General features: G+C 63.4%; 24 protein-coding genes. 18 read left to right on the plus strand and 6 right to left on the minus strand.

All coding sequences use genetic code 11. The features are described 5' to 3' along the window. Positions 1 to 72: 72 nt before the first annotated feature. The 6 genes from H3V53_RS04835 to kdgD all read left to right on the plus strand — a co-directional run bounded on the left by H3V53_RS04835 (position 73) and on the right by kdgD (position 6,517). A complete protein-coding gene (locus H3V53_RS04835) occupies positions 73 to 831 on the plus strand; it encodes a FadR/GntR family transcriptional regulator (RefSeq protein ID WP_336596966.1) in 759 nt (252 codons plus the stop codon). Between the two features lie 399 nt (positions 832 to 1,230). After that, entirely contained in the window at positions 1,231 to 2,016 is a 786-nt protein-coding gene (gene garL / locus H3V53_RS04840) for a 2-dehydro-3-deoxyglucarate aldolase (RefSeq protein ID WP_336596967.1), read from the plus strand. 65 nt (positions 2,017 to 2,081) lie between these two features. Next, positions 2,082 to 2,975, plus strand: coding sequence for a 2-hydroxy-3-oxopropionate reductase (locus tag H3V53_RS04845; protein WP_336596968.1), 894 nt, complete (start codon positions 2,082 to 2,084; stop codon positions 2,973 to 2,975). A 46-nt stretch (positions 2,976 to 3,021) separates the two neighbouring features. Further along, positions 3,022 to 4,101 (plus strand): lactonase family protein, encoded by a 1,080-nt coding sequence (locus tag H3V53_RS04850; protein ID WP_336596969.1) that lies wholly within the window; start codon positions 3,022 to 3,024, stop codon positions 4,099 to 4,101. 66 nt (positions 4,102 to 4,167) lie between these two features. Beyond that, on the plus strand, positions 4,168 to 5,517 hold the full coding sequence (gene gudD, locus H3V53_RS04855) for a glucarate dehydratase (protein WP_336596970.1): 1,350 nt from the start codon (positions 4,168 to 4,170) through the stop codon (positions 5,515 to 5,517). An 82-nt stretch (positions 5,518 to 5,599) separates the two neighbouring features. Beyond that, the gene (gene kdgD, locus H3V53_RS04860) at positions 5,600 to 6,517 is read left to right on the plus strand and encodes a 5-dehydro-4-deoxyglucarate dehydratase (RefSeq protein ID WP_336596971.1); all 918 of its coding nucleotides are present in this window, start codon (positions 5,600 to 5,602) and stop codon (positions 6,515 to 6,517) included. Here kdgD and H3V53_RS04865 read toward each other — a convergent pair. After that, entirely contained in the window at positions 6,495 to 6,740 is a 246-nt protein-coding gene (locus tag H3V53_RS04865; protein ID WP_336596972.1) for a hypothetical protein, read from the minus strand. The two genes, kdgD and H3V53_RS04865, sit on opposite strands and share 23 nt — an antisense overlap. A gap of 69 nt (positions 6,741 to 6,809) precedes the next feature. Here H3V53_RS04865 and H3V53_RS04870 point away from each other — a divergent pair, with 69 nt between their 5' ends. Then, entirely contained in the window at positions 6,810 to 6,932 is a 123-nt protein-coding gene (locus H3V53_RS04870; protein ID WP_336597077.1) for a hypothetical protein, read from the plus strand. Positions 6,933 to 7,002: 70 nt separating this feature from the next. Here the strand turns inward: H3V53_RS04870 and H3V53_RS04875 are convergent, their stop codons facing one another. Then, complete coding sequence (locus tag H3V53_RS04875) at positions 7,003 to 7,824, minus strand: alpha/beta fold hydrolase (RefSeq protein ID WP_336596973.1); 822 nt, start codon at positions 7,822 to 7,824, stop codon at positions 7,003 to 7,005. Between the two features lie 356 nt (positions 7,825 to 8,180). On the opposite strand from H3V53_RS04875, the gene H3V53_RS04880 reads away from it, so the two are divergent. Then, entirely contained in the window at positions 8,181 to 8,831 is a 651-nt protein-coding gene (locus H3V53_RS04880) for a DUF1003 domain-containing protein (RefSeq protein WP_336596974.1), read from the plus strand. A 54-nt stretch (positions 8,832 to 8,885) separates the two neighbouring features. On the opposite strand, the gene H3V53_RS04885 is transcribed toward H3V53_RS04880, so the two are convergent. Both H3V53_RS04885 and H3V53_RS04890 read right to left on the minus strand, forming a co-directional pair. Further along, positions 8,886 to 9,983, minus strand: a complete 1,098-nt coding sequence (locus tag H3V53_RS04885) for a sensor histidine kinase (protein ID WP_336596975.1) — start codon at positions 9,981 to 9,983, stop codon at positions 8,886 to 8,888. 354 nt (positions 9,984 to 10,337) lie between these two features. Next, the gene (locus H3V53_RS04890; RefSeq protein WP_336596976.1) at positions 10,338 to 11,252 is read right to left on the minus strand and encodes a LysR family transcriptional regulator; all 915 of its coding nucleotides are present in this window, start codon (positions 11,250 to 11,252) and stop codon (positions 10,338 to 10,340) included. A 103-nt stretch (positions 11,253 to 11,355) separates the two neighbouring features. Here H3V53_RS04890 and H3V53_RS04895 point away from each other — a divergent pair, with 103 nt between their 5' ends. Next, complete coding sequence (locus H3V53_RS04895) at positions 11,356 to 12,234, plus strand: aldo/keto reductase family oxidoreductase (protein ID WP_336596977.1); 879 nt, start codon at positions 11,356 to 11,358, stop codon at positions 12,232 to 12,234. A gap of 256 nt (positions 12,235 to 12,490) precedes the next feature. Continuing rightward, positions 12,491 to 13,816, plus strand: a complete 1,326-nt coding sequence (locus tag H3V53_RS04900; protein WP_336596978.1) for an epoxide hydrolase family protein — start codon at positions 12,491 to 12,493, stop codon at positions 13,814 to 13,816. Between the two features lie 120 nt (positions 13,817 to 13,936). Here H3V53_RS04900 and H3V53_RS04905 read toward each other — a convergent pair whose 3' ends face one another. Continuing rightward, positions 13,937 to 14,845, minus strand: a complete 909-nt coding sequence (locus H3V53_RS04905) for a LysR family transcriptional regulator (protein ID WP_336597078.1) — start codon at positions 14,843 to 14,845, stop codon at positions 13,937 to 13,939. 112 nt (positions 14,846 to 14,957) lie between these two features. Here H3V53_RS04905 and metE point away from each other — a divergent pair, with 112 nt between their 5' ends. Continuing rightward, the gene (metE, locus tag H3V53_RS04910; RefSeq protein ID WP_336596979.1) at positions 14,958 to 17,249 is read left to right on the plus strand and encodes a 5-methyltetrahydropteroyltriglutamate--homocysteine S-methyltransferase; all 2,292 of its coding nucleotides are present in this window, start codon (positions 14,958 to 14,960) and stop codon (positions 17,247 to 17,249) included. A gap of 45 nt (positions 17,250 to 17,294) precedes the next feature. On the opposite strand, the gene H3V53_RS04915 is transcribed toward metE, so the two are convergent. Continuing rightward, entirely contained in the window at positions 17,295 to 17,528 is a 234-nt protein-coding gene (locus H3V53_RS04915; RefSeq protein WP_336596980.1) for a hypothetical protein, read from the minus strand. Positions 17,529 to 17,911: 383 nt separating this feature from the next. Between H3V53_RS04915 and H3V53_RS04920 the strand changes: the two genes are divergently transcribed. The 7 genes from H3V53_RS04920 (at position 17,912) to hmuQ (ending at position 23,320) form a co-directional block, all read left to right on the plus strand. Then, entirely contained in the window at positions 17,912 to 18,097 is a 186-nt protein-coding gene (locus tag H3V53_RS04920; protein WP_336596981.1) for a DUF3563 family protein, read from the plus strand. Between the two features lie 533 nt (positions 18,098 to 18,630). Beyond that, complete coding sequence (locus tag H3V53_RS04925) at positions 18,631 to 19,086, plus strand: carboxypeptidase-like regulatory domain-containing protein (RefSeq protein WP_336596982.1); 456 nt, start codon at positions 18,631 to 18,633, stop codon at positions 19,084 to 19,086. Next, positions 19,083 to 19,703, plus strand: coding sequence for a ubiquinol-cytochrome c reductase iron-sulfur subunit (gene petA / locus H3V53_RS04930; RefSeq protein ID WP_336596983.1), 621 nt, complete (start codon positions 19,083 to 19,085; stop codon positions 19,701 to 19,703). The genes H3V53_RS04925 and petA overlap by 4 nt, the downstream gene beginning before the upstream one ends. Positions 19,704 to 19,797: 94 nt before the next feature. Beyond that, positions 19,798 to 20,724, plus strand: a complete 927-nt coding sequence (locus H3V53_RS04935) for a LysR family transcriptional regulator (protein ID WP_336596984.1) — start codon at positions 19,798 to 19,800, stop codon at positions 20,722 to 20,724. Positions 20,725 to 20,841: 117 nt separating this feature from the next. Then, complete coding sequence (locus H3V53_RS04940; protein WP_336596985.1) at positions 20,842 to 21,552, plus strand: SDR family NAD(P)-dependent oxidoreductase; 711 nt, start codon at positions 20,842 to 20,844, stop codon at positions 21,550 to 21,552. 54 nt (positions 21,553 to 21,606) lie between these two features. Next, a complete protein-coding gene (locus H3V53_RS04945) occupies positions 21,607 to 22,875 on the plus strand; it encodes an MFS transporter (protein WP_336596986.1) in 1,269 nt (422 codons plus the stop codon). A gap of 130 nt (positions 22,876 to 23,005) precedes the next feature. Further along, complete coding sequence (gene hmuQ, locus H3V53_RS04950; protein ID WP_054923046.1) at positions 23,006 to 23,320, plus strand: heme-degrading protein HmuQ; 315 nt, start codon at positions 23,006 to 23,008, stop codon at positions 23,318 to 23,320. Positions 23,321 to 23,328 lie beyond the last annotated feature (8 nt).

Raw genomic sequence — 23,328 nt, forward strand, 5'->3', positions numbered from 1 at the left:
GTGGCAATCTGATTTTTCCGTTGTAGGACAACGTATAATGAAGATAAATCTGAAATTCCGAGGAGCGTACAAATGGCCGCGTCTGCAGCACCCGGTTCGATCCCAAGGCGGGCACGCGGTAGCCTTGCTGATCAGGTCGTCGCTTATGTCAACGAGCAGGTGGCATCGCATGCACTCAAGCCCGGCGACCAGCTGCCCACGGAAACCACATTGATGTCGTTGCTCGGAGTGAGCCGTACCGTCGTGCGCGAAGCCATTTCGCGGCTGCAAGCCAACAGCGTGATCGAAACGCGTCACGGCATCGGCAGCTTCGTGCTCGAACCGCGCCGCGAGCCGCTCGGTCTCGAGATGGTGCCCGCCACGACGCTGAACGACGTGTTGTCGGTACTCGAATTGCGCATCAGTCTCGAGACGGAATGTGCAGGGCTCGCAGCCCAGCGCGCAAGCGAACGCGATATCGCGAAGATTCGCGCGGCGCTCGACGCCGTCGAGGAAGCGAGCCGCGCGGGCGGCGACAGCACGGCCGCCGATCTGCGCTTTCATATTTCGATTGCAACCGCGACGGGCAACCGCTATTTCGTCGACATCCTGACACAGTTGGGAACAGCGTTGATTCCGCGGCATCGCGTCGATTCGCCGAAGCTCGCGCAGAGCGATCTGAGCGCCTACATGGCGCGCGTGAATCTCGAACACGAGAACATCCTGGACGCGATCGCGCGCAAAGACCCCGACGGCGCGCGTGCCGCGATGCGCATGCACCTGTCGAGCAGCCGCGAGCGCCTGCGCCGCGCGAGCATTCTGGCGGAGGAAGGGACAACGCGCGCTTCGTGATCTGTCGCGCTGACCAATGAAAAGCGGCCAATGTGGGCCGCTTTTTTTCATTCTCGACGCGCCGCCGCGCGCCATCGCGCGGCACACTTCTACGGCGCATCGGAAACCATCGCCCCAGCAGGCGCTCCGCCCCGCGTTTCGAGAATCGGCATGAGCTTTCTCGCCTGCCGCGCGTTGTCGCGATCTATCCGCAGACCGTAACATCTGTCATCGTACAACACGCAATCATAATATGGCAAACCGCTCCCTTGCCGCGCGAAGGCTTTCATGTGGACGGCACAGGGTTTACCACCACTTCTCCCGGCCGACTGACAACATACCTTGTACTCAGACGTCCTATGACATACCATGTTCCGCAATGCCAATTGCCGGGCGAGACTCGCCGGTCAGGAGATCGAGATGGCTTTGTCGTCAACGTATCAACCGCTGCCCAACCGCTTTCGCGCCTCGGTCAAAAGTCGCGAACGGCTGATCGGCTGCTGGGCATCGCTTGCCAGCCCGATCGCGACGGAACTGCTGGGCACCGTCGGTTTCGACTGGATTCTGCTCGACGCCGAGCACGCGCCCAACGACGAATTGACGTTGATCCCGCAGTTGATGGCGCTGAAAGACAGCCGCTCCGCGCCGATCGTTCGTCCGCCCGCCAACGACGCCGTGATCATCAAGCGGATGCTCGATGCCGGCGTCTTCAATTTGCTGATCCCGTTCGTCGACAGCGCGGCGGACGCGCGGCGCGCAGTGGCCGCCACGCGTTATCCGCCGCAAGGCATTCGCGGCGTGTCGGTCGGGCATCGGGGCAACCGCTTCGGCTCGCTGACCGACTATCTGCAGGTGGCCAACGACAACATCTGTGTGATCGTGCAGATCGAAAGCCGCGCCGCCGTCGAGTCGATCGATGACATCGTCGCAGTCGAAGGCGTCGACGGCGTATTCATCGGGCCATCGGATCTCGCCGCCGCGTTCGGCCATCTGGGCAATCCGGGTCACGCCGAAGTCCAGCAGGCCATTGCGCACGTATTCGAACGCGCGAACGCGGCGGGCAAGCCATCCGGCATCCTCGCGCACGTGCAGCAGGACGCCGACCGCTATCTGGGTATGGGCTGCACGCTGGTGTCCGTCTGCGCCGATATGGGGCTGCTGCGCGGCGGGGCGCAAAGCGTCCGCCAGCACTTCATGCCGGGCTGACGGCCGAACCGCGTGAACCGACCTGAATGGACGAACGACAACACGACTCAATCTGGGAGTAACGAATGCAAAAAGCAGGCTTCATCGGACTCGGCATCATGGGCCGCCCCATGGCGGCGAATCTTCGCAAGAACGGCGTCGAACTCGCCGCCTTCACGCGCAGCGGCGTGCCCGACGAGTTGACGCAAGCAGGCGTCACGGCCTGTTCGAGCGCCGCCGAGGTTGCATCGAAAGCGGACGTGATCTTCATCATGGTGCCCGATACCCCCGACGTCGAACGCGTGCTGTTCGGCGAAAACGGCGTGGCGGACACGCTGCGCACGGGGCAGATCGTCGTCGACATGAGCTCGATCTCGCCGATCGCAACGCGCGAGTTCGCCGCGCGCGTGCGCGAGAAAGGCGCGGATTATCTCGATGCGCCCGTGTCGGGCGGCGAAGTGGGCGCGAAGGCGGCGTCTTTGACGATCATGGTGGGCGGCGCGCAAGCCACGTTCGACCAGGTCAAGCCGCTGTTCGACATGATGGGCAAGAACGTCTCGTTGATCGGCGAAGTCGGCGCAGGCCAGATCTGCAAGGTCGCCAACCAGGTGATCGTCGCCGCGACCATCGAAGCCGTGGGCGAAGCGCTGCTGCTGGCATCGAAAGCGGGCGCCGACGCCGAGAAAGTGCGCAAGGCGCTGATGGGCGGCTTCGCTTCGTCGCGCATTCTCGAAGTGCACGGCGAGCGCATGACCAAACGCACGTTCGACCCGGGCTTTCGCATCGAGCTGCATCAAAAAGACCTGAACCTCGCACTGTCGACGGCGCAGGCGCTCGGCGTATCGCTGCCGAACACGGCGACTTGCCAGGCGCTGTTCAATGCGTGCGCCGCACACGGCGGCAAGGGATGGGATCACTCCGGTATGGTGCGCGCGCTCGAATATCTCGCGGATCACGAAATCGGGCAGCCGCAGAAATGACCGTCGCACTGCGCATAGCCGGGTGTCGCGTGAGCGACTGTCCATCATGAGTGAGCAAACATCGTTCTACGCATTCGTCTCGAATGCGGCCGACGGCGACATCGCCGTGTTTCGCGTCGAGTGCGCGACGGGCGCCATTGCCCCCGTCGCGCGTCATCCCGCCGGCGAGGCCGTCATGCCGATGGCGCTGTCCGCCGACGGCAAAGCCTTGTACGCCGCAACGCGCGGCGTGCAACGCAGCATCGTTACGTATTCGCTCGACCAAGGCACGGGCCGCCTGACGCACGCCGGCACCACGCCCATCGAAGCGAGCCTCGCGTATCTGTCATTGACCCCTTCGGACACGTGGCTGCTCGGCGCGTCGTACGGCGAAAACTCGCTGAGCCTGTATCGCGCCGGTAGAAAAATCGAGCTACGCCAGGTGGTCGAGGGGTTCGTGCATGCGCACGCGGTCATCGCTTCTGCGGACGGCCGCTTCGCCTATGTGACCTCCCTCGGCTCGGACGCCGTGTTCTGCTTTTCGATTACCGGCCACGCCGACGACGACGCACGGATCGAGTTCGTGCAGAAGGTGCAGGTCGAAGCGGGCTTCGGGCCGCGACATCTGCGCTTCTCGCCTGACCAACGCACGCTGTACGTGTCGAGCGAATTTCGCGCAACCATCGCCGTCTTCACGCGCGATGTCGAAACCGGCCAGCTTGCGGCGCAATCGGTGTCGCCGCGCGCGCCCGCGCTCGCCCATCTGCAGGACGGACGCGTGCGCTCCGCTCAGACCGATGCGGCAACGCTCGCGTCGCACGTGTGGAGCGCCGACTTTCAGATCACGCCCGACGGGCGCTACCTCTACATCGCGGAGCGCACGTCGAGCCGCCTGGTCGCGTATCGCGTGACGCGCGAACGCTCACTTCACTACACGGGCTACACGGACACGGAAATGCAGCCGCGCGGCTTCGCGATCGATCCGTCGGGACGTTATCTCGTCGCGTGCGGCGAGAAATCCGCGCATGTCAGCGTGTACGCAATCGACGCGGACTCCGGCGCCCTCGCCGCCGTGTCGCGCTGCGAAGGCGGACTCGGCGCGAACTGGATCGAAATCGCCGGGCAAACGCCGCGCGAAGCACCGTGACTCCGCTGAACTGAATCCACAGGCAGCGGAAACAGCATACAAAGGACCCAACCAGGACCGACACTCATGTCTACGACTGCAACACCCACCCAAGGCGCGCCCATCGTCACTGAATTACGCGTCGTGCCCGTCGCCGGCCGCGACAGCATGCTGATGAACCTGAGCGGCGCGCACGGCCCGTTCTTCACGCGCAACATCGTGATCCTGCGCGACAGCTCGGGCAACACGGGCGTCGGCGAAGTGCCGGGCGGCGAAAACATCCGCAAGACGATCGACGATGCGCGCGCGTTCGTCGTCGGCCAGTCGATCGGCAATTTGCAGGCCATTCTGAACAAGGTACGCACGCAGTTCGCCGATCGCGATTCAGGCGGCCGCGGCTTGCAGACCTTCGACCTGCGCACGACGATCCACGCCGTGACGGCGCTCGAAGCCGCGCTGCTCGATCTGCTCGGCCAGCATCTCGGCGTGCCCGTCGCGGCGTTGCTCGGCGAAGGCCAGCAGCGCGACGAAGTCGAGATGCTCGGCTACCTGTTCTATATCGGCGACCGCAACAAAACGGATCTGCCGTATGCGAGCGGCGCCGACGGCCGCGACGACTGGGAACGTCTGCGCACGGAAGAAGCCATGACGCCCGAAGCGGTGGTGCGTCTCGCGCAGGCTGCGCAAGCGCGCTACGGCTTCAACGACTTCAAGCTCAAGGGCGGCGTGCTTCCCGGCGACGCCGAAATCGAAGCCGTGACGGCACTGGCCGAACACTTTCCCGAAGCTCGCGTGACGCTCGATCCGAACGGCGCGTGGTCGCTTGCCGAGGCGATCCGTTTATGCCGCGACCAGCACCACGTGCTCGCATACGCGGAAGACCCGTGCGGCGCCGAGAACGGCTATTCGGGCCGCGAAGTGATGGCCGAATTCCGCCGCGCAACGGGGCTGCCGACGGCCACCAACATGATCGCCACCGACTGGCGTCAGATGGGCCACGCCATCCAGCTGCAATCGGTCGATATCCCCCTCGCCGATCCGCACTTCTGGACCATGCAAGGCTCCGTGCGCGTCGCGCAGATGTGCAACGACTGGGGCCTCACGTGGGGTTCGCATTCGAACAACCACTTCGACGTTTCGCTCGCGATGTTCACGCACGTCGCGGCGGCCGCGCCAGGCAAGATCACCGCCATCGATACACACTGGATCTGGCAGGACGGCCAATATCTGACGCGTGAGCCGCTGCAGATCGTCGGCGGCAAGGTGAAGGTGCCGGCCAAGCCTGGACTCGGCATCGAGCTGGACATGGACGCTATCGAGCAGGCGCACGCGCTATATCTGCAACACGGCCTCGGCGCACGCGACGACGGCGTCGCAATGCAGTATCTGATCCCGAACTGGAAATTCGATAACAAGCGTCCTTGCCTCGTGCGTTAAAGCACACGAAGGCGAAGGCAAACAAAAAAAACGCGGCCAATGAGGCCGCTTCACATTCATCGACACACAAGCAAGCTCAATCATGACCACGCCACAAGAACTGAAAGCGATCGTTTCCGAAGGCCTTCTGTCATTTCCCGTCACCGACTTCGACCGCAACGGCGACTTCCGCGCCGACACCTATGCAGCGCGCCTCGAATGGCTCGCGCCGTATGGCGCGACGGCGCTGTTCGCGGCGGGCGGCACGGGCGAATTCTTCTCGCTCACGAAGTCTGACTATACGAACGTGGTGCGCACGGCGACGGAAACCTGCAAAGGCAAGGTGCCGATCCTCGCGGGCGCGGGCGGCCCGACGCGCGTGGCCATCGAATACGCGCAGGAAGCCGAGCGCAATGGCGCGCACGGCATTCTGCTGATGCCACACTATCTGACTGAAGCATCGCAGGAAGGCATCGCCGCGCACGCCGAGCAGGTCTGCAAGTCCGTTCCCAAGATGGGCGTGATCATTTATAACCGCGCCAATTCGAAGCTCAATGCCGATTCGCTCGAACGTCTCGCCGACAAATGCCCGAACCTGATCGGCTTCAAGGACGGCGTGGGCGATATCGAAAGCATGGTGACGATACGTCGTCGGATGGGCGAGCGCTTCTCGTATCTCGGCGGCCTGCCGACGGCGGAAGTGTATGCGGCCGCATACAAGGCGCTCGGCGTGCCGGTGTATTCGTCGGCCGTGTTCAACTTCATTCCAAAGACGGCAATGCAGTTCTACCGCGCTATCGCAGCCAACGATCACGCAACGACGGGCAAGCTGCTCGATGAATTCTTCCTGCCGTATCTGGCCATTCGCAATCGCCGCCAAGGGTATGCGGTGAGTATCGTGAAAGCGGGCGCCAGGCTGGTTGGGCACGATGCGGGCCCCGTGCGCGCGCCGTTGACCGATCTGACCGAAGAAGAAATGGCGCAACTCGATGCGTTGATCAGGAAGCTTGGTGCGCAATGATCGCGTTGGCCGTGCGGGCGATTCGTGTGCGTTTGCCCGCTTCGTGTTTGCCCGGGTCCGCCTTGCGATGCAGCCTCATCCAGTCTCGCCATGCGACGAGAGACCCTTCGCTGTGAATCAGCGTGTGACGCCGCAGATCGGCGACGGAACCAATGGGATGTTCGCGCTCGGCAAGCGGCGGCGAACATAACGGCACGATCGAGCGCCGCGCTGCTCGGCGCATTACCACTCGCTACCACTCGCGCTCGCCAGCAGCGAAGGCGCGGGTCTGCAGCGGCCGCTCGGCATTTCGATCGTCGGCGGGCTGCTCGCGAGCCAGATGCTCGTGCTCCATACGAGGCCCGTCGTCTATCTGTACGTCCACCGGTTGGGAACGTGGCTGCGTTCCCGCTTCGCACGCAGGGCGCTGCAATGACCCTGCGCGCGGCGAACACCACGCGATGCCGTGCGAAACGTTTGCCAACCTGGCCCGTGGGCCGCTTCTGCTATGCCTGGATGAACGTCAGCAGATCGGCGTTGACGAGGTCCGCGTGCGTCGTGCACAGGCCGTGCGGCGCGCCCGCATAAATCTTCAGCTTGCCGTCAGGCACGATCTTCGACGAGAGCTTGCCGGAATCGTCGATGGGCACGATCTGATCGGCGTCCCCTTGCAGCACCAGCGTCGGCACGTCCATCTTCTTCAGATCTTCGGTGAAGTCCGTTTCCGAAAACGCCTTGATGCAGTCGTACGCGCTCTTGATCGAGCACTGCATGCCCGCGTACCAGAACGCGTCGATGGTGCCTTGCGACGGCTTCGCGTCTTCGCGATTGAAGCCGTAGAAAGGCGTCGCGAGATCCTTGAAAAACTGCGAGCGGTTCTCCTTCACGCCCTTTCGGATCTCGTCGAACACCGAAAGCGGCAGGCCGCCAGGATTGGCAGGCGTGCGCAGCATCAGCGGCGGCACGCTGGCGATCAGCACCGCCTTGTGCACGCACGCCGTGCCGTGTCGGCCGATATAGCGCGCCACTTCGCCGCCGCCCGTGGAGTGCCCCACCAGCACGGCATCCTTTACGTCGAGAAACTCGATCAGTTCCGCGAGATCGTCGGCGTAACGGCTCATGTCGTTGCCGTCCCACGGCTGGCTCGAGCGGCCATGCCCGCGCCGGTCGTGAGCGATCACCCTGTAGCCCTTCCCGGCCAGATACATCATCTGCGCGTCCCACGCATCAGCGTTGAGCGGCCAGCCGTGCGAAAACACGACGGGCTTGCCCGAGCCCCAGTCTTTATAGAAAAGCTGCGTACCGTCTTTCAATACAAACGTTGCCATGACTAGCTCCTTCATTGATGCCAATTCGACTGTCGCACGCGCATCGCGAACAGAGAGACTGCGATGGGGCGAGATACACGATCCGCGCCACGCGATCTACAGTCGCGGTGCATCGCGTGCCAGGCCAGTATCCCCGTGAACGGAACACGCACGTTGCGCATCGCCCCGGCACTTTGCTATCCGCACGACCATTCGCCCGTTGCGCCAGGGCGACGTGTGTCGTGTAGCAAAGACGTGCGCATGCGTATTCGCTCGTGCGTTCGCACAACAGCGCGCATCGCTCGACGTCTAGAGTGAGATGCGGTGCGCGCGCCACGCCGCGCACCTTCATCCGTTTCGAGCCATCACCCGACATCATGGAAAGCAACACGAAGCCCTTCGCGTCGCGCGAGAGCGAACCTGCCGCCGATGCTTGCGCATCCAACGAAGCACAACTGGAGCAGCGCGATCATTTGCGTTTTCAGCTTCCGTACACGCATCTCTCCACCGTGTTCGGCAACGACTGGTTCGCGTTGAAGGCCGAATCGTTCGCGCGCTTCTTCGGCACGCCGGCATTTCTGGTGACGCAAACGGTGATCGTCGCGATATGGATCGGGTTGAACGTGAGCGGCGTCACGCGTTTCGACGTGTATCCGTTTGTGCTGTTGAATCTCGCGTTCAGTCTGCAATCGGCGTATGCGGCGCCGCTGATCCTGCTTGCGCAAACGCGTCAGGCCGACAGGGACAAGGCGCTCGCCGATGCCGACGCGCGGCATCGCGAGGCGCTGGCGCTGGCGGCGGAACGGCGCGACAAGGCGCTCGCGCATCAGGCCGCGCAAATGCAGGAACTGCTGCGGCAAAATACGGCGTTGACGGAGTTGACCCGCGAACTGACGGAACAGATCGCGCGGCTCACGCACGACGTTCACGAGAAGCTCACTCGCGACAAGCACGCGAAATCATCGTCTGCCGCCGCGGCGAACAGCGCGGACGACGCGGCTACCTTCGACGCGCTTCAAGCACGCTGAACTGTTTGATTGGTCCTGGATGCGTGATGACGCCGGATTCTACATCGCGCGCTGTCACGCGATGGGAAGCTCGATCTGCATTCGCGCACCGCGTTGCGGCGGCGAGACGCACGAGATCGAGCCGCCATGCCCTTCGACGATCGAGCGGCAAATCGACAGCCCCATGCCCATGCCTTCCGCCTTGGTCGTGAAGAACGCGACGAACAGACGCGACGCGACCTCGGGCGCGATGCCAATGCCGGAGTCTTCGACGGCGACAACGGCGCGCCGCCCTTCTTCGACACGCGTATGCAGCCTCAACTCGCGCGGCCGGTCGTGAATCGACGACATCGCCTGCAAGCCGTTCACGGCCAGATTGATCAGCACCTGCTGAAGCTGCACGCGATCGCCGGTGACAGTCAACTCGCCGGGCGTGAGATCCATCTTCACGACGGCGCCATGCTTCTTCACTTCGCGATCCAGCAAGTCGATCGTCTCGACGATGATGCCGTTGATATCGAGCGGCGCGAACACCGTTTCGCTCTTTCTGGCCAGCGCCCGTATGCGGCGGATGATTTCGCTCGAACGGCGCGCGTTGCTCGTCATCGATTCGAACGCATGGCAGGCTTCGTCGAGGTTCGGCGTTTCGCGCCTCAACCAGCGAAGACCCGCTTCTCCGTGTGTCGTGATCGCCGCGAGCGGCTGGCTCACTTCGTGCGCGATCGACGCGGCGAGCTCGCCGAGCATGGTCACGCGCGTCGCGTGCGCAAGCTCGGCCGTCGACCGGTTCAGCGCTTCGTGCGTGCGGTTCAGCTCGCGCACCTGTTGCGCGAGGCGCACGCTGTCGGCTTGGATGCGCAATGTCAGCGCCGTCGTCGCGACGATCGAAAAGCACGCGATAGTCGCGCGGGCGAGCGAGGAGAACGTCTCTTCGTCGAGATGCCCGATCAGATGGCCGATCACGGTCGCCCCGATGCAGGCCACGGCGACGAGCAGCGTGCCCCGGCTCGACAGCACGGTGGCGGCCAGCATGACGACGATGGAATACAGCACCATGATCGCCGTTGCGTAATGGCCGAACGAATCGACCAGAAAAACGAACAATGCCAGCGCCCCGGCAAGCGTCAATGTCAGCGTCGGGTTTTGCTTGCCGAGAAGAGACACGCGTTCCATGTTCATGTCGAGAGCTGGAGAGTCAGATTGATCGATCGCGCTCCCACTGCAGAGCCGCAACTCGCTGCGGCGCCGGGTCGAAAGCGCAGTACATCCCCGAAAAGCGGACCGTGCTTGCAACCGCTTCATCCCGGCCGATTTCCACGCTGGCCACTCGGGACACGACTTGCGCTAGCGTGGCCCGATCTCTCGTCAACACTTCGCGCCGTGGATTATTCCAATGCCGGCTTCGACATGCGCGCACGGAAGCCTGTCGATCATCGTCGATATTGGCGCGCGCGCGTGCGCCGCGCTTTTGTCGAACGCGGCGCTTTAGCAAAAGTGCACGGCGACGCGATGCGCGCATGCAGCGGGTCAGCCGGACGATCCATTCGCGGCGCCGTCCGTCTTCACGAAATCGACGAACGCGCGCAACGGCGCAGGCAGGTGACGCCGCCCCGGATAGTAGAGAAACGGCCCGGAAAAACGCTGCCACCACGGTTCGAGAATCGGCTCGAGCGCGCCGCTGTCGAGATGCGGCTGCAGCATCGGCTCGAACAGGTGGATCACGCCCACACCGGCTAGTGCGGCGCTGACGGCCAGTTCGATCGCCGCGCTCGGCCGCACGACGAGCGGCCCCGTCGGATCGAGCCGCACTACTTCGCCGTCGCGCTCGAAGTCCCAGGTCGGCATGGCGCCGCCCGCGAACTGGCCGCGCAAGCATGCGTGGTCGAGCAGTTCGCGCGGATGCTCGGGGCGGCCACGCGCATCGAGATACGCGGGCGTCGCGGCCGTCGCGAAACGCTGCACGCGCGGGCCGATCGGAATGGCGATCATGTCCTGCTCGAGCCGCTCGTCGTAGCGGATGCCCGCGTCGCAACCGATCGACAGCACATCGACAAAGCCGTCTTCGACGACCACTTCCACGCGAATGTCAGGATAGGTCTTCAGAAAAGGCTCGATCACGGACGGCAACACGATGCGCGCGGCGCTCGACGGCACGTTGAGCTTGAGCGTACCGCTCGGCTTGTCGCGAAAGACGTTGAGCACATCGAGCGCCGCTTCCATTTCGCTGAAAAGTGGCGTGAGCTTCTCGATGAGCCGCAGCCCCGCTTCCGTCGGCGCGACGCTGCGCGTGGTGCGGTTGAGCAGCCGCAAGCCGAGCCGGGTTTCGAGGCGGCGCACGGCGATGCTCAGGCTCGACGCCGACACGCCGCTCGTGCGCGCCGCATCGCGAAAGCCGCCCGCGCGCGTAACCGATACGAAGGCCGCGAGATCGTTCAGGTCCATAGTCAATTGTTCAATTTTTTCAACAACCTGTGCACTTTAGATACCTTTATTCAACAATGCAATCCGTCCACACTGTCGTTCATCGTTAATCAAGGAGGGCGCAATGCCGACGTTCAACGACACTTTTCTGCTTGCCGGCCGCGAAGTTCGCCGCATGGGTTACGGCGCGATGCAGCTGGCGGGCCCCGGCGTATTCGGCCCGCCGAAAGACCGCGCCGCGTGCGTCGCGATTCTTCGCGAAGCCGTCGAATCGGGCGTCAATCACATCGACACCAGCGATTTCTACGGGCCGCACATCACCAATCAGCTGATCCGCGAGGCGCTGCATCCGTACCCCGACGATCTGACCATCGTCACCAAGCTCGGCGCGATTCGCGGCGACGACGGCGCGTGGCTTTCCGCGCGCGAGCCGGATGATCTGCGGCGCGGCGTGCATGACAACCTGCGCAATCTCGGCCTCGACGTGCTCGATATCGTGAACATCCGCGTGATGGGCAATATTCACAGTCCCGCAGAAGGGTCGATCGAAGAGCAGGTCACGGCGCTCGCGGATATGCAGCAGGAAGGACTCGTGCGGCACATCGGACTGAGTAATGTGACCGCGAAGCAGATCGAGGAAGCCGAACGCATCGCGGAGATCGTCTGCGTGCAGAATCACTACAACCTCGTCCAGCGCGACGACGATGCGCTGATCGACGCGCTGGCTGCGAAGGGCATCGCATACGTGCCGTTCTTCCCGCTCGGCGGATTTACGCCGATCCAGTCGTCTGCGCTGTCGGACGTGGCACGCAGGCTCGACGCCACGCCGATGCAAGTGGCGCTCGCCTGGCTGCTGCATCGTGCGCCGAATATTCTGCTGATTCCCGGCACGTCGTCGCTTGCGCACTTGCGCGAGAACATGCAGGCGGCCCGGCTGAATCTGACGAATGCGGTGCTGGCCGAACTCGATGCCATCGGGACACGCGAAAGCGGTCACGCATAAGATCGCTTCATCGTTGGCAAGACAGCGCGCGGCGCGCTGTCTTCTGTTTGACGAACCCTTTCTGCAAGACCTTCCGCGATTCCCACGACGTCTCCGCTGCCGCGCGTTTTGTCGGACGTGAATGCCAGCGCTTTCCGTTCACGGCCCTCATATCGATCGGATACGATTTAATCGCTACCGCTTGACAACATAGAACGCCCGTGCAACACTGCATCGCATCCGATTAAATCGCATCAAATGCGTCACTGGAGTTTGTATGTCAAACGAAATTTCTTGCCCGATCCCGTCGCGTCGCCGCTTTATTGGAGCCGCAGCGGCGAGCATTGCAGCAGCGTCGTTGAGTCAACTCGTTTTTGCAGAAACCAATCAGGCCGCCATTGACGTCGCGGCACCGGCAGGCGGCGACAAGTCGGCCATTCGTCCGCTTCGTGTGCATGTGCCGGAATCGCAACTGGTCGATTTGCGCAGGCGCATCCGGGCCACGAAGTGGCCGGAGCGGGAGACCGTCACGGATGCGTCGCAAGGCGTGCAACTTGCAACGATGCAGTCACTCGCGCGTTATTGGGCAAACGACTATAACTGGCGCAAGGTCGAAGCGAAGCTGAACGCGCTGGCGCAGTTCGTGACCGAAATCGATGGGCTCGACATCCATTTCGTCCACGTCCGGTCGAAGCACAAGGACGCTCTGCCCGTCATCATCACGCACGGTTGGCCGGGTTCGATCATCGAGCAACTGAAGATCATCGATCCGCTGACCAATCCAACGTCTCATGGCGGGACGGCGTCAGACGCGTTCGACGTGGTGATTCCGTCGCTTCCGGGCTATGGTTTCTCGGGCAAGCCGACAACGACCGGCTGGGATCCTGCACGCATTGCACGCGCCTGGGTCGTCCTGATGAAGCGCCTTGGATATACGCGCTACGTGGCGCAAGGCGGCGATTGGGGCAACGCTGTCACGGAGCAGATGGCGCTGATCGCGCCGCCCGGCTTGCTGGGCATTCACACCAACATGCCCGCCACCGTCCCCGACAACATCGCGAATGCACTCAAGTTCGGCGAGCCAATGCCGAACGGTCTTTCAGGCGACGAGCAGCGCGCCTACGAACAGCTCGACTACTTCTACAAGCACGGCCTTGGTTATGCGCTGGAAATGGCGAATCGTCCGCAGACGCTGTATGCGATTGAAGACTCGCCCATCGGTCTCGCCGCTTGGATGCTCGACCACGACGCCAGCAGTCAGGCGCTTATTGCACGCGTCTTCAATGGCCAGGCCGAAGGGCTGACGCGAGACGACGTGCTCGACAACGTCACGCTTTACTGGCTGACCGGTACGGCCGTATCGTCGGCGCGACTGTATTGGGAAAACAAGCTCAACTTCTTCGCCCCGAAGCATGTCGCGATTCCCGTTGCAGTCAGTGTGTTTCCGGACGAAATCTACGCGGCCCCGCGAAGCTGGACGGAAAGCGCGTATCCGAAACTGATCCACTACAATCGCCTGCCGAAGGGTGGACACTTTGCGGCATGGGAACAGCCACAAACGTTCACGGACGAGGTTCGCGCGAGCTTCCGGACACTGCGCTGAACGTGACGGACGGCGCCGACACGGCGTCATCCGTGTACTCGCTATATGCACAAGGGCACGCTCGATCATTTCGCAAAACCTGAGTCGAGCTGCCCTGACAACCTGCGATGTCTCGCCAGACTAGGCTCGCAGTTTCGCCGCCTTCCACTTCGACTCGCGCGCCGTCTTGACGAATGCGGCCAGATAGTCGAGCTCGTCATCGGCCTTGCGCGTGCCAAGAAAAATCTGCTTCGCAATGCCCTTCTTCCCCAGTTTCAGCGGCGTAAGCGGCATCCAGTCTGCGTACTCCTCCGCCAGCCAGCGCGGCAGCGCCGCCACGCCGCGGCCGCTCGCGACCATCTGCAGCATGATGTCGGTCGTCTCGATCACCTTGTGACGCCGCGGCACCACGTTCGCGGGCGTCAGGAATTGCGTGTAAATGTCGAGCCGATCGGTTTCGACGGGATACGTGATCAGCACTTCTTTCGCGAGCTGTTCAGGCGTGACGTACGGTTCGCTCGCCAGCGCGTGTTCATCGGCGACGACCAGCACCTGCTCATAGTCGAACACGGGCTGAAAGCGCAAGTCGGGCTTCTTGAGCGGATCGGGCGTCACGAGCACGTCGATTTCATAGCCGATCAACGCGCCAATGCCACCGAACTGAAAACGCTGCTTCACGTCGACGTCGACATCAGGCCAGCGCGCGAGATAAGGCGACACCACCTTCAGCAGCCACTGATAGCAAGGATGGCACTCCATGCCGATGCGCAACGTGCCGCGCTCGCCCTGCGCATACTGCTTGATACGCTCTTCCGCCAGTTCGAACTGCGGCAGCATGCGATTCGCGAGCCCAAGCAGATACTGGCCTGCCTGCGTGAGCCGCATCGAGCGGCCCTCGCGCGTCCAGACGGGCGTGCCCAGTTGTTGCTCCAGTTTCTTCACCGCATGGCTCAGCGCCGACTGCGTGAGATTGAGCGTATCAGCGGCCGCCGTCAGCGAGCCTTGCCGCTCGACTTCACGCACGACCATCAGATGACTGCGCTCCAGCATGACTCGCTCCATGAACAGAATTGATGTTTGCATGAAATAAATCCATTTTTATTCATGCAGCGAAAATTCTATCATCGCTCCCAGCTACTATTCTCTGGACGGCAAACGGAACATGGTCACTACGCATAACCTGGGTTTTCCGCGCATCGGCGCAAAGCGCGAACTGAAGTTCGCACTGGAGAAATACTGGAAGAACGAATCGTCGCGCGACGAACTGAAGTCGGTCGGCGCGCAGCTTCGCGAGCGTCACTGGAAAGACCAGGCGGGTCTAACCTTCGCTCCCGTTGGCGACTTCTCGTTCTACGATCAGGTGCTCGACATGAGCTTCACGCTCGGCAATCTGCCCGAACGCGTGCGCGGCTTTCATGGCGATGCGCTCGACAACTATTTCCGTGTAGCGCGTGGCCGATCAGCGCCAGGCGCAGACGATCACAGCGCATGCTGCGGCGGCGTCGCCGCCGGTGAAATGACGAAGTGGTTCGATACGAACTATCACTACATCGTCCCCGAGTTCGACGCGAACACGAACTTCTCGCTCGACCCGTCGCGTCTGCTCGAACAACTGGCACAAGCACGCACGCTCGGCGTGAAGCTCAAGCCCGTGATCATGGGTCCCGTCACGTATCTGTGGCTCGGCAAGGCGAAGGACGACTCCGACAAGCTCGCGCTGCTGCCCCGCCTGTTGCCCGTCTACGCCGCTCTGCTCGATTACTTCACGGCGCAGGGCATCGAATGGGTGCAGATCGATGAGCCCGTGCTCGTGACCGAACTCGATGCGGCGTGGCGTCAAGCGTTCCGTACAGCATATGAAGCGCTGTCCGAGCGCCGGGTGAAGGTGCTGCTCGCCACCTACTTCGGCCCGTTGCAGGACAACCTCGAACTCGCTTGCAAGCTGCCCGTCGATGGCCTGCATATCGATGCGATCAACGCTCGCGACGAAATCGTGAAGGCCGTGGCGCAATTGCCCGCGACGTCGGTGGTGTCGGTTGGCGTGATCAATGGTCGCAATATCTGGAAGACCGATCTGACGGCAGCGCTGGCGTGGCTCGAACCGCTGCATCGTTCGCTCGGCGATCGTCTGTGGATCGCGCCGTCATGCTCGCTGCTGCACACGCCCGTCGATCTGGACAGCGAGCAGAAGCTCGACGCCGAGATCAGATCGTGGCTCGCATTCGCGCTGCAAAAACTCGACGAATTGAACGTGCTGGCCGGTGCATTGAACAACGGTCATGACTCGGTCGCAGAAGCGCTCACTGCTAACGCGAAGGCTATCGAAAGCCGTCGTACGTCGTCGCGCGTGCACAACCCTGTCGTCAAGGCGGCTGTCGCGCGTATCGACGCATCGCTTGGCAAACGCGCGAGCACGTATGAACAGCGCGCAGAGAAGCAGTCAGCGATGCTGAACCTGCCCCCGTTCCCGACGACCACGATCGGCTCGTTCCCGCAGACGGGAGAAATCCGCCACGCGCGCAGCCGGTTCAAGGCGGGCGAACTCGATCAAGCCGGCTACCAGGCGGCGATGGAGCAGGAAATCACGCGCGCCGTGAAGGAACAGGAAGCGCTGGGCCTCGACGTGCTCGTACACGGCGAAGCCGAACGCAACGACATGGTCGAGTACTTCGGCGAGCAGCTCGACGGCTACGCGTTCAGCGAGTTCGGCTGGGTGCAATCGTACGGCTCGCGCTGCGTGAAGCCGCCTATCCTGTTCGGCGACATCAGCCGCCCGAAGGCGATGACAGTCGAGTGGATCAAGTACGCACAGTCGCAAACGACCAAGCCGATGAAGGGCATGTTGACGGGCCCCGTCACGATCCTGAACTGGTCGTTCGTGCGCGATGACCAGCCGCGTTCGGTATCGTGCTACCAGCTCGCACTCGCGATCCGCGACGAGGTACTGGACCTCGAACAGGCCGGCGTGCGCGTGATCCAGATCGACGAAGCTGCACTGCGCGAAGGTCTGCCCCTGCGCCGCGCGCAATGGAGCGCGTACCTGCAATGGGCGGTGGAATCGTTCCGCGTCGCGGCGAACGGCGTGCGCGACGAAACGCAGATTCACACGCACATGTGCTATTCGGAGTTCAACGACATCATCGCGTCGATCGCCGATATGGACGCCGACGTCATCACAATCGAAACATCGCGCTCCGACATGGAACTGCTCGACGCGTTCGACAACTTCAACTATCCGAATCAAATCGGGCCGGGTGTGTATGACATTCACTCGCCGAACATTCCGAGCCAGGAGCACATCGTGAAGCTGATGAAGAAGGCAGCCGAACGGATTCCGGCGGAGCGTCTGTGGGTGAACCCGGATTGCGGCCTGAAGACGCGCCAGTGGGCCGAAGTGCTGCCCGCGCTGACCAACATGGTGGCCGCCGCGAAAACCCTGCGCCAGTCGGTCTGATCGACTGCTATCAGCCGTCGTCGCGCAGGTGCCGTCAACGCTCGATCACGCTCGCGCGGCCTTGCGATGCACGAAGCGCCCTGCGCCCGTCATCTGATCGAGCGGCGCGACTTCACCATGGCGCGAACGGCCACTGCTTTCGTACTCGCGCAAGCCGTAGCCGCGCGTCAGCACGCGCTCGCCGTCCACCACGACACACACGCCGATCGCGGGCGCGTTCCATGGCTGCGCAAGCGCAGCCATGCTGTCATCGAAGCCTTCCAGTCTTCGTAGCGGCATCAATTGGATGCTCCGTTCGTCGAGCGTTGCAGTGCGCGTTCAAGCTCAGTAGCCGCACGCGACGACGATTGCCGAAGATGTGCAGCATCGCGGCGCCGATCAGCAGCTGGGCGGCAAAACTCGCCAACGCGCCCGTCACGACCAGTCGCCACCGTCGGCGACGCGGCAATCGATGCAAACGGCCAGCGGCAAAAAGTCGAATCCAGCATGAGGTCACGCTCCCCTGAACGCAAATGCCAGGCAATTGGACAACGACAAAACGAAAGCGTGAAGCAAGCAAACTGTTGCCTCGCGAAAGTTGGCGCGCACCAAACACTTCCGCTGCCGCTAACGATGGAAACTGGGCGTGAAGCCGTGTGGGACATGACTCCCATCGAAATGGCATGGTCGATGCACGAATGTGCGGCACCACCCGCCAATGGGAGCACGCCATGTTCGCATATTTATTCGACCTGCTGCACCGTCTGCTGGAGCGCGCCGAGCACAGCCGCCGCGACACCTTCCTCGCAATGGCCGTCGATATCCACGATCTCGAACGACGCATGCGCGCGGTCGAGATGGCCGACTAACGATCACCACTCCGCGGTCACGGACAGGCGGAACGTGCACGGCGCGCGGTGCGTCCGATATCCGCGCGCCGCCGATGCCCAATGCGCGTAGCCGAACACGACACCCGCGTAACGCGCGCCGACACGGAACCACTCGGCAGCGTATGCGCCGCATTCAGATACTGCCGCCCTGCGTAAGTCTCAACGGCTTAAGTCTCAGTTAACTCGCGGTGCCTACATTGCAATCACGCCGACACGCGACGGGCCGAACGGTTCGGGTGTCGGTCTGCAATGGCGCGTCATTCGAGGTCGATCGTGAGTGCATTGAATTGCAAACCCGTGCGATGCCGCGTTGCGCGCATGCATTCGCGCGCTTGTGCGACGTCCCGCGCGCGACGGTTTTATCTGCGAGCCAGCCTGCGCCAGCGATGCGCGCGGATCGGCGAACGCAGACTCACGCGCATCCGCCGATGAATGACGCCGGACGTCTTCAACCTGGTCCGTTCCAGCGCATCGGCGATGAACGGCTTTTTACTTTCGCAACGGAGGTCACCATGAACAGGTTCACCAAGGCAAGCCTGGTTGCCATCGCGTTGGTATTCGCCCAATCGGCGACGAGCGCCGCGTTCGCCGCGTCGTCGAACCTTCCGCCGCTGCATCAGCAAGGCGAAGTCACCTACATGTCGGGCGGCGTGGGCAGCGACCAGTCCACCGCCATCAAGGACGTGATGCACAAGTGCCCGCTCGTGCTCGAATTCGCGGGCGCTTCGCATCAGGGCAACGAGTATCTGGCCGATGTGCCCGTCCACATCACCGACATGAACGGCGCGACGGTTCTGAAGGCGACCGCGAACGGCCCGTTCTTGCTCGCCTCGCTGCCGGGCGGTCGCTACAAGGTCACCGCGAGCTACGAGGGCAAGGCGCAACAGCGCGTGGTCGACGTGTCGTCGTCGGGACACGTGCGCTCGATGTTCGTGTGGCCTGCCCACGCGGACGGGAGCGAGTCGTGAACGCCGACGCCGGTACGCCCGTCGACGAAACGCGTCGCCGGTGGATGATTGCGACGTCCGTGGCGGGCGGCATCGCGGGCGTCGCGGTCGTGACGCCCTTCGTCGAATCGCTCAGGCCGTCCGCGTCCGCACTCGCTGCGGGCGCGCCGGTCACGGTCGACATCAGCCGCCTGCAACCGGGCGACATGTTGACGGTGGCATGGCGCGGCAAGCCTGTTTTCGTCGTCAACCGTACGGCGGCGATGCTCGCCGACGTGCGCGCCGCCGATGCCTTCGTCGCCGATCCGCACACAGCGCGGCCGTTTTCGATGCCGTTGCCGCCGTACTGCAACAACGAATACCGCTCGCGCGCCGATCATCCGAATCTGCTCGTGGTGGTGGGCGTCTGCACGCATCTGGGTTGCACGCCGAGTCCGCGCTTTCAGCCCGGCGCGCAGACGAGCCTTCCCGGCAACTGGCCTGGCGGCTTTCTGTGCCCATGTCATGGATCGACGTACGATCTCGCGGGACGCGTGTTCAAGGACCAACCCGCGCCGCAGAATCTCGACGTGCCGCGCTACCGGTTCGCGTCGGCGGCCAGCCTTGTGATCGGCGAAGACGAGCGCGGCGAAGCGTGAGGCGTCCACGCGCGGCGAAGTGTGAAGCGCCGACGCGCGGCGAGGACGCGCCGCTGTACACTGCCCGGCAACGTCACCCGCCGCCGGACACATCATGGATCGCATCGATGCAATGAAAGTCTTCGTCGCCACGCTCGACGAAGGCAGCCTTGCGGGCGCGAGCCGCCGGCTCGGGCGATCGCCCGCCGCGGTGAGCCGCGCGATCGCCTTTCTGGAAGCGCACGTCGGCTCGCCGCTTTTGCATCGCACCACACGCACGATCAGGCTCAGCGAAGCGGGCGAGCGTTACGCCGCTGCCTGCCGGCGCATCCTCACGGACCTGGAAGAAGCTGACCTGCTGGTGGCAGGCGAGCGCTCGGCGCCGCGCGGCGTCCTGAACGTGACGGCGCCCGTTGCCGCCGGCCAGGATCTGATGCGCCCGATACTCGACGAATTCATCGATCAGTTTCCGGCCGTCTCCGTGCGTCTGCACATGCTCGACCGCCCCGTCAGCCTGATCGACGAGGGCATCGACGTGGCGCTGCGTATCGCGCATCTGCCCGACTCCACGCTGATTGCGATTCCCGTCGGCGAAGTGCGGCGCGTCGTGGCCGCGTCGCCGCGCTATCTGGCGAAGCACCCGCAGATTCGCGAGCCGGCCGACCTCGAACGGCACCAGATCATCTCGATGACGCACTTCGGCCTCGACTCGTGGAATTTTCCGCCGGCGGAAGGTTCGACCGTCGCGCAGGTCGTCCATTTCTCGCCGCGCCTGACGGTGAACAGCATCGATGCGGCTGTGGCGTCCGCCGTCGAAGGGCGCGGCGTCACGCGGATGTTCTCGTATCACGTCGCGCAGCCGGTGAAGGACGGGCAATTGAAGATCGTGCTGCGCGACAGCGAGCACGCGCCGCTGCCCGTCCATTTGCTGACGCCGCACGGCCGCCTTGCCGTGCCGAAAGTGCGCGCGTTCGTCGACTTCGCCGCGCCGCGCCTGCGCCGTCATTTCAAGCAGTTGCAGCGCATCACCGACGGCGATTGAACCGAGCCCCGGAATAATGTCTGCCGCATTGCGTGGATTCTCTCTGCGAACGGCTCAATCTACACTTGCTCCATTCATCGACGGGCCCGCGAGGTCCAACCGGTTCAAGGAGCAGACATGGGTGCGGAACAGAAAGTGGCGATCGTGACGGGTGCGTCGCAGGGCATTGGCGCGGGGCTGGTGAAGGCATACCGCGAGCGGAATTTCCGCGTGGTGGCGACGTCGCGCACGATCCGTCCCAGCGATGATCCCGACATCGCCGTCGTGCAAGGCGATATCGCCGTTCCCGACACGGCGCAGCAGGCGATCGCCGTTGCACTCGAACGCTTCGGCCGCATCGACACGCTCGTCAACAACGCGGGCATCTTCGTCGCCAAGCCGTTCGATCAATACACGCGCGAGGACTACGAGGCCGTGATGGGGACCAACGTGAACGGTTTCTTTCACATCACGCAGCGCGCGCTGACGCAGATGAGCAAGACGCGCAGCGGCCATGTCGTGAACATCACGGCGAGTCTCGTCGACCGGCCGCGCGCGGGGCTGCCCGCCGCGATGGCCGCGCTCACCAAAGGCGGCCTGAATGCCGTGACGCGCTCGCTCGCCATCGAATACGCGCCGCTCGGCATTCGCGTCAACGCCGTTGCGCCGGGCGTGATCAAGACGCCGCTGCATCCGCGCGAAAAACACGAAGCACTCGCGCGCTTCCATCCGCTGGGACATCTCGGCGAAGTGGCCGACATCGCGGAAGCCGTGCTGTATCTGGAATCGGCGAGCTTCGTGACGGGCGAGATTCTGCATGTGGACGGCGGCAGCAACGTCGGTTCCTGAGTCCACGCGAGAGATCGCACGTCACGCCGCCACCGCCCCGAGGAAAACGATTTCATGAATCAGCCTGCTACCGCGCTCGCCCCGTCCGCCGCGCCGAACGTCTCCGCGTCCAGCTACACGGAGCGCAACCAGAAATACTGGATGCGCAATCTGCTGGTCTGCGTATTCGGTTCTTTCACGACGCTCGTCAGTCTCAGCATGTTGCTGCCGTTTCTGCCGCTGTATGTGAAGCAGCTCGGCGTCGAGTCGCAGGCGGACGTGATCCAGTGGTCGGGCGTCGCGTTCGGCGCGACGTTTCTTGGCACGGCCGTGACCGCGCCGTTGTGGGGACGGCTCGCCGACCGCTACGGACGCAAGCCGATGCTGATTCGCGCCGCCGTCGGCATGGCCGTGGTGATGTCGCTGATCGGCATTGCGCATAACGTCTACGAACTGGTCGGGCTGCGGCTGATCGCGGGTCTGGTGGGCGGATACGCGTCGGCGTCGACGGTCATGGTCGGCACGCAGGCCCCGCGCGAGCGCGCGGGCTGGGCGCTTGGCCTGCTGTCGACGGGCGCGCTCGCGGGCAACCTGATCGGCCCGCTGATCGGCGGATTGCTGCCGGGACTGATCGGCATTCGCGGCACGTTCTTCGCGGGCGGTGCGGTGATCGCCGTGGCCGCGCTGCTGACCATCTTCGTCGTCAAGGAAGATTTCCAACCGGCCGCCGATTCGAAGCGCAAGCGCGCTTCCGCCGCATCGACTCACGCCGCGCACGGAGCACGTACCCACTATGCGGTGATCGGCGCGCTGCTCGTGACGGCGATGATGGTGCTGCTCGCCAACATGTCGATCGAGCCCGTCATCACGGTCTATGTCGGCAGCCTGGGCGTCTCCCCCGATCATCTCGCGCGCATTGCGGGTGTCGTAATGGCGTGTTCGGCATTCGGCAGCATGCTGACGGCAGCGCGGCTCGGCGCGCTGGCCGACCGCATCGGCGGCTGGAACGTGATTATCGGTTGCCTCGTCGTGACGGGCGTCGTGATGGTTCCGCAAGCGTTCGTTCACCAGTGGTGGCAACTGGCCGCCTTGCGCGGGTTGATGGGCATGTCGCTTGCGGGCCTCTTGCCCGCCATCGCGAAGCTCGCGCGGCATGCCGTCGACGAAAGCAGAACGGGCACGATGCTCGGCTATCTGCAATCCGCGCAATTCAGCGGACAAGTGCTCGGCCCGATTCTCGGCGGCCAGATCGCCGTTCATCTGGGCATGCATTCCGTATTCTTCGTGACGGGCTCGCTGCTCGTCGCATGCGCGGGATTCGCGCATTGGGCGCGCGGCCGCTAACCGATTTGCGCGCCGCGAGCTTCGGCATCGCGGCGCGCGCTCTCGCCGTCTTCTGCTTATACTTCGTCGGTGGACTTCCCGAAGCATGTGCAGGCTTGCAGAGCATCGCAATCATTCAGGAGCGAGAGTCATGTTCATTGCCATGAACCGGTTCAAGGTGACGTTGGGTTCGGAAGCTGCGTTCGAAGAAGTATGGACGACGCGGGACACGCATCTGAAAGACGTGCCTGGCTTCATCGAGTTTCATCTGCTCAAGGGCCCGCAACGCGACGATCACGTGCTGTATTCGAGTCACACCATCTGGGCGAATCGCGCGGCGTTCGAGGCGTGGACGCAGTCGGAAGCGTTTCGCGCCGCGCACCGCAATGCGGGCAACCAATCGCGCCCGCTCTATCTGGGGCATCCCGAGTTCGAGGGATTCGAGGTGCTGCAAACCGTGAAGTAACGCGCGAG

Source organism: Paraburkholderia bengalensis (assembly GCF_037126505.1).
GTDB classification, from domain to species: domain Bacteria; phylum Pseudomonadota; class Gammaproteobacteria; order Burkholderiales; family Burkholderiaceae; genus Paraburkholderia; species Paraburkholderia bengalensis.

Bases quoted from the DNA above. Each gene is read 5' to 3' on its own strand.
- H3V53_RS04900 (WP_336596978.1), top strand. From the start codon at position 12,491: ATGTCAAACGAAATTTCTTGCCCGATCCCGTCGCGTCGCCGCTTTATT.
- H3V53_RS04865 (WP_336596972.1), bottom strand. From the start codon at position 6,740: ATGCGCCGAGCAGCGCGGCGCTCGATCGTGCCGTTATGTTCGCCGCCG.
- H3V53_RS04945 (WP_336596986.1), top strand. From the start codon at position 21,607: ATGAATCAGCCTGCTACCGCGCTCGCCCCGTCCGCCGCGCCGAACGTC.
- gudD (WP_336596970.1), top strand. From the start codon at position 4,168: ATGTCTACGACTGCAACACCCACCCAAGGCGCGCCCATCGTCACTGAA.
- H3V53_RS04915 (WP_336596980.1), bottom strand. From the start codon at position 17,528: ATGCCGCTACGAAGACTGGAAGGCTTCGATGACAGCATGGCTGCGCTT.
- H3V53_RS04850 (WP_336596969.1), top strand. From the start codon at position 3,022: ATGAGTGAGCAAACATCGTTCTACGCATTCGTCTCGAATGCGGCCGAC.
- hmuQ (WP_054923046.1), top strand. From the start codon at position 23,006: ATGTTCATTGCCATGAACCGGTTCAAGGTGACGTTGGGTTCGGAAGCT.
- H3V53_RS04925 (WP_336596982.1), top strand. From the start codon at position 18,631: ATGAACAGGTTCACCAAGGCAAGCCTGGTTGCCATCGCGTTGGTATTC.
- H3V53_RS04935 (WP_336596984.1), top strand. From the start codon at position 19,798: ATGGATCGCATCGATGCAATGAAAGTCTTCGTCGCCACGCTCGACGAA.
- H3V53_RS04875 (WP_336596973.1), bottom strand. From the start codon at position 7,824: ATGGCAACGTTTGTATTGAAAGACGGTACGCAGCTTTTCTATAAAGAC.
- H3V53_RS04835 (WP_336596966.1), top strand. From the start codon at position 73: ATGGCCGCGTCTGCAGCACCCGGTTCGATCCCAAGGCGGGCACGCGGT.
- H3V53_RS04845 (WP_336596968.1), top strand. From the start codon at position 2,082: ATGCAAAAAGCAGGCTTCATCGGACTCGGCATCATGGGCCGCCCCATG.
- H3V53_RS04880 (WP_336596974.1), top strand. From the start codon at position 8,181: ATGGAAAGCAACACGAAGCCCTTCGCGTCGCGCGAGAGCGAACCTGCC.
- H3V53_RS04890 (WP_336596976.1), bottom strand. From the start codon at position 11,252: ATGGACCTGAACGATCTCGCGGCCTTCGTATCGGTTACGCGCGCGGGC.
- garL (WP_336596967.1), top strand. From the start codon at position 1,231: ATGGCTTTGTCGTCAACGTATCAACCGCTGCCCAACCGCTTTCGCGCC.
- H3V53_RS04940 (WP_336596985.1), top strand. From the start codon at position 20,842: ATGGGTGCGGAACAGAAAGTGGCGATCGTGACGGGTGCGTCGCAGGGC.
- H3V53_RS04895 (WP_336596977.1), top strand. From the start codon at position 11,356: ATGCCGACGTTCAACGACACTTTTCTGCTTGCCGGCCGCGAAGTTCGC.
- metE (WP_336596979.1), top strand. From the start codon at position 14,958: ATGGTCACTACGCATAACCTGGGTTTTCCGCGCATCGGCGCAAAGCGC.
- H3V53_RS04885 (WP_336596975.1), bottom strand. From the start codon at position 9,983: ATGGAACGCGTGTCTCTTCTCGGCAAGCAAAACCCGACGCTGACATTG.
- H3V53_RS04905 (WP_336597078.1), bottom strand. From the start codon at position 14,845: ATGCTGGAGCGCAGTCATCTGATGGTCGTGCGTGAAGTCGAGCGGCAA.
- kdgD (WP_336596971.1), top strand. From the start codon at position 5,600: ATGACCACGCCACAAGAACTGAAAGCGATCGTTTCCGAAGGCCTTCTG.
- H3V53_RS04920 (WP_336596981.1), top strand. From the start codon at position 17,912: ATGGTCGATGCACGAATGTGCGGCACCACCCGCCAATGGGAGCACGCC.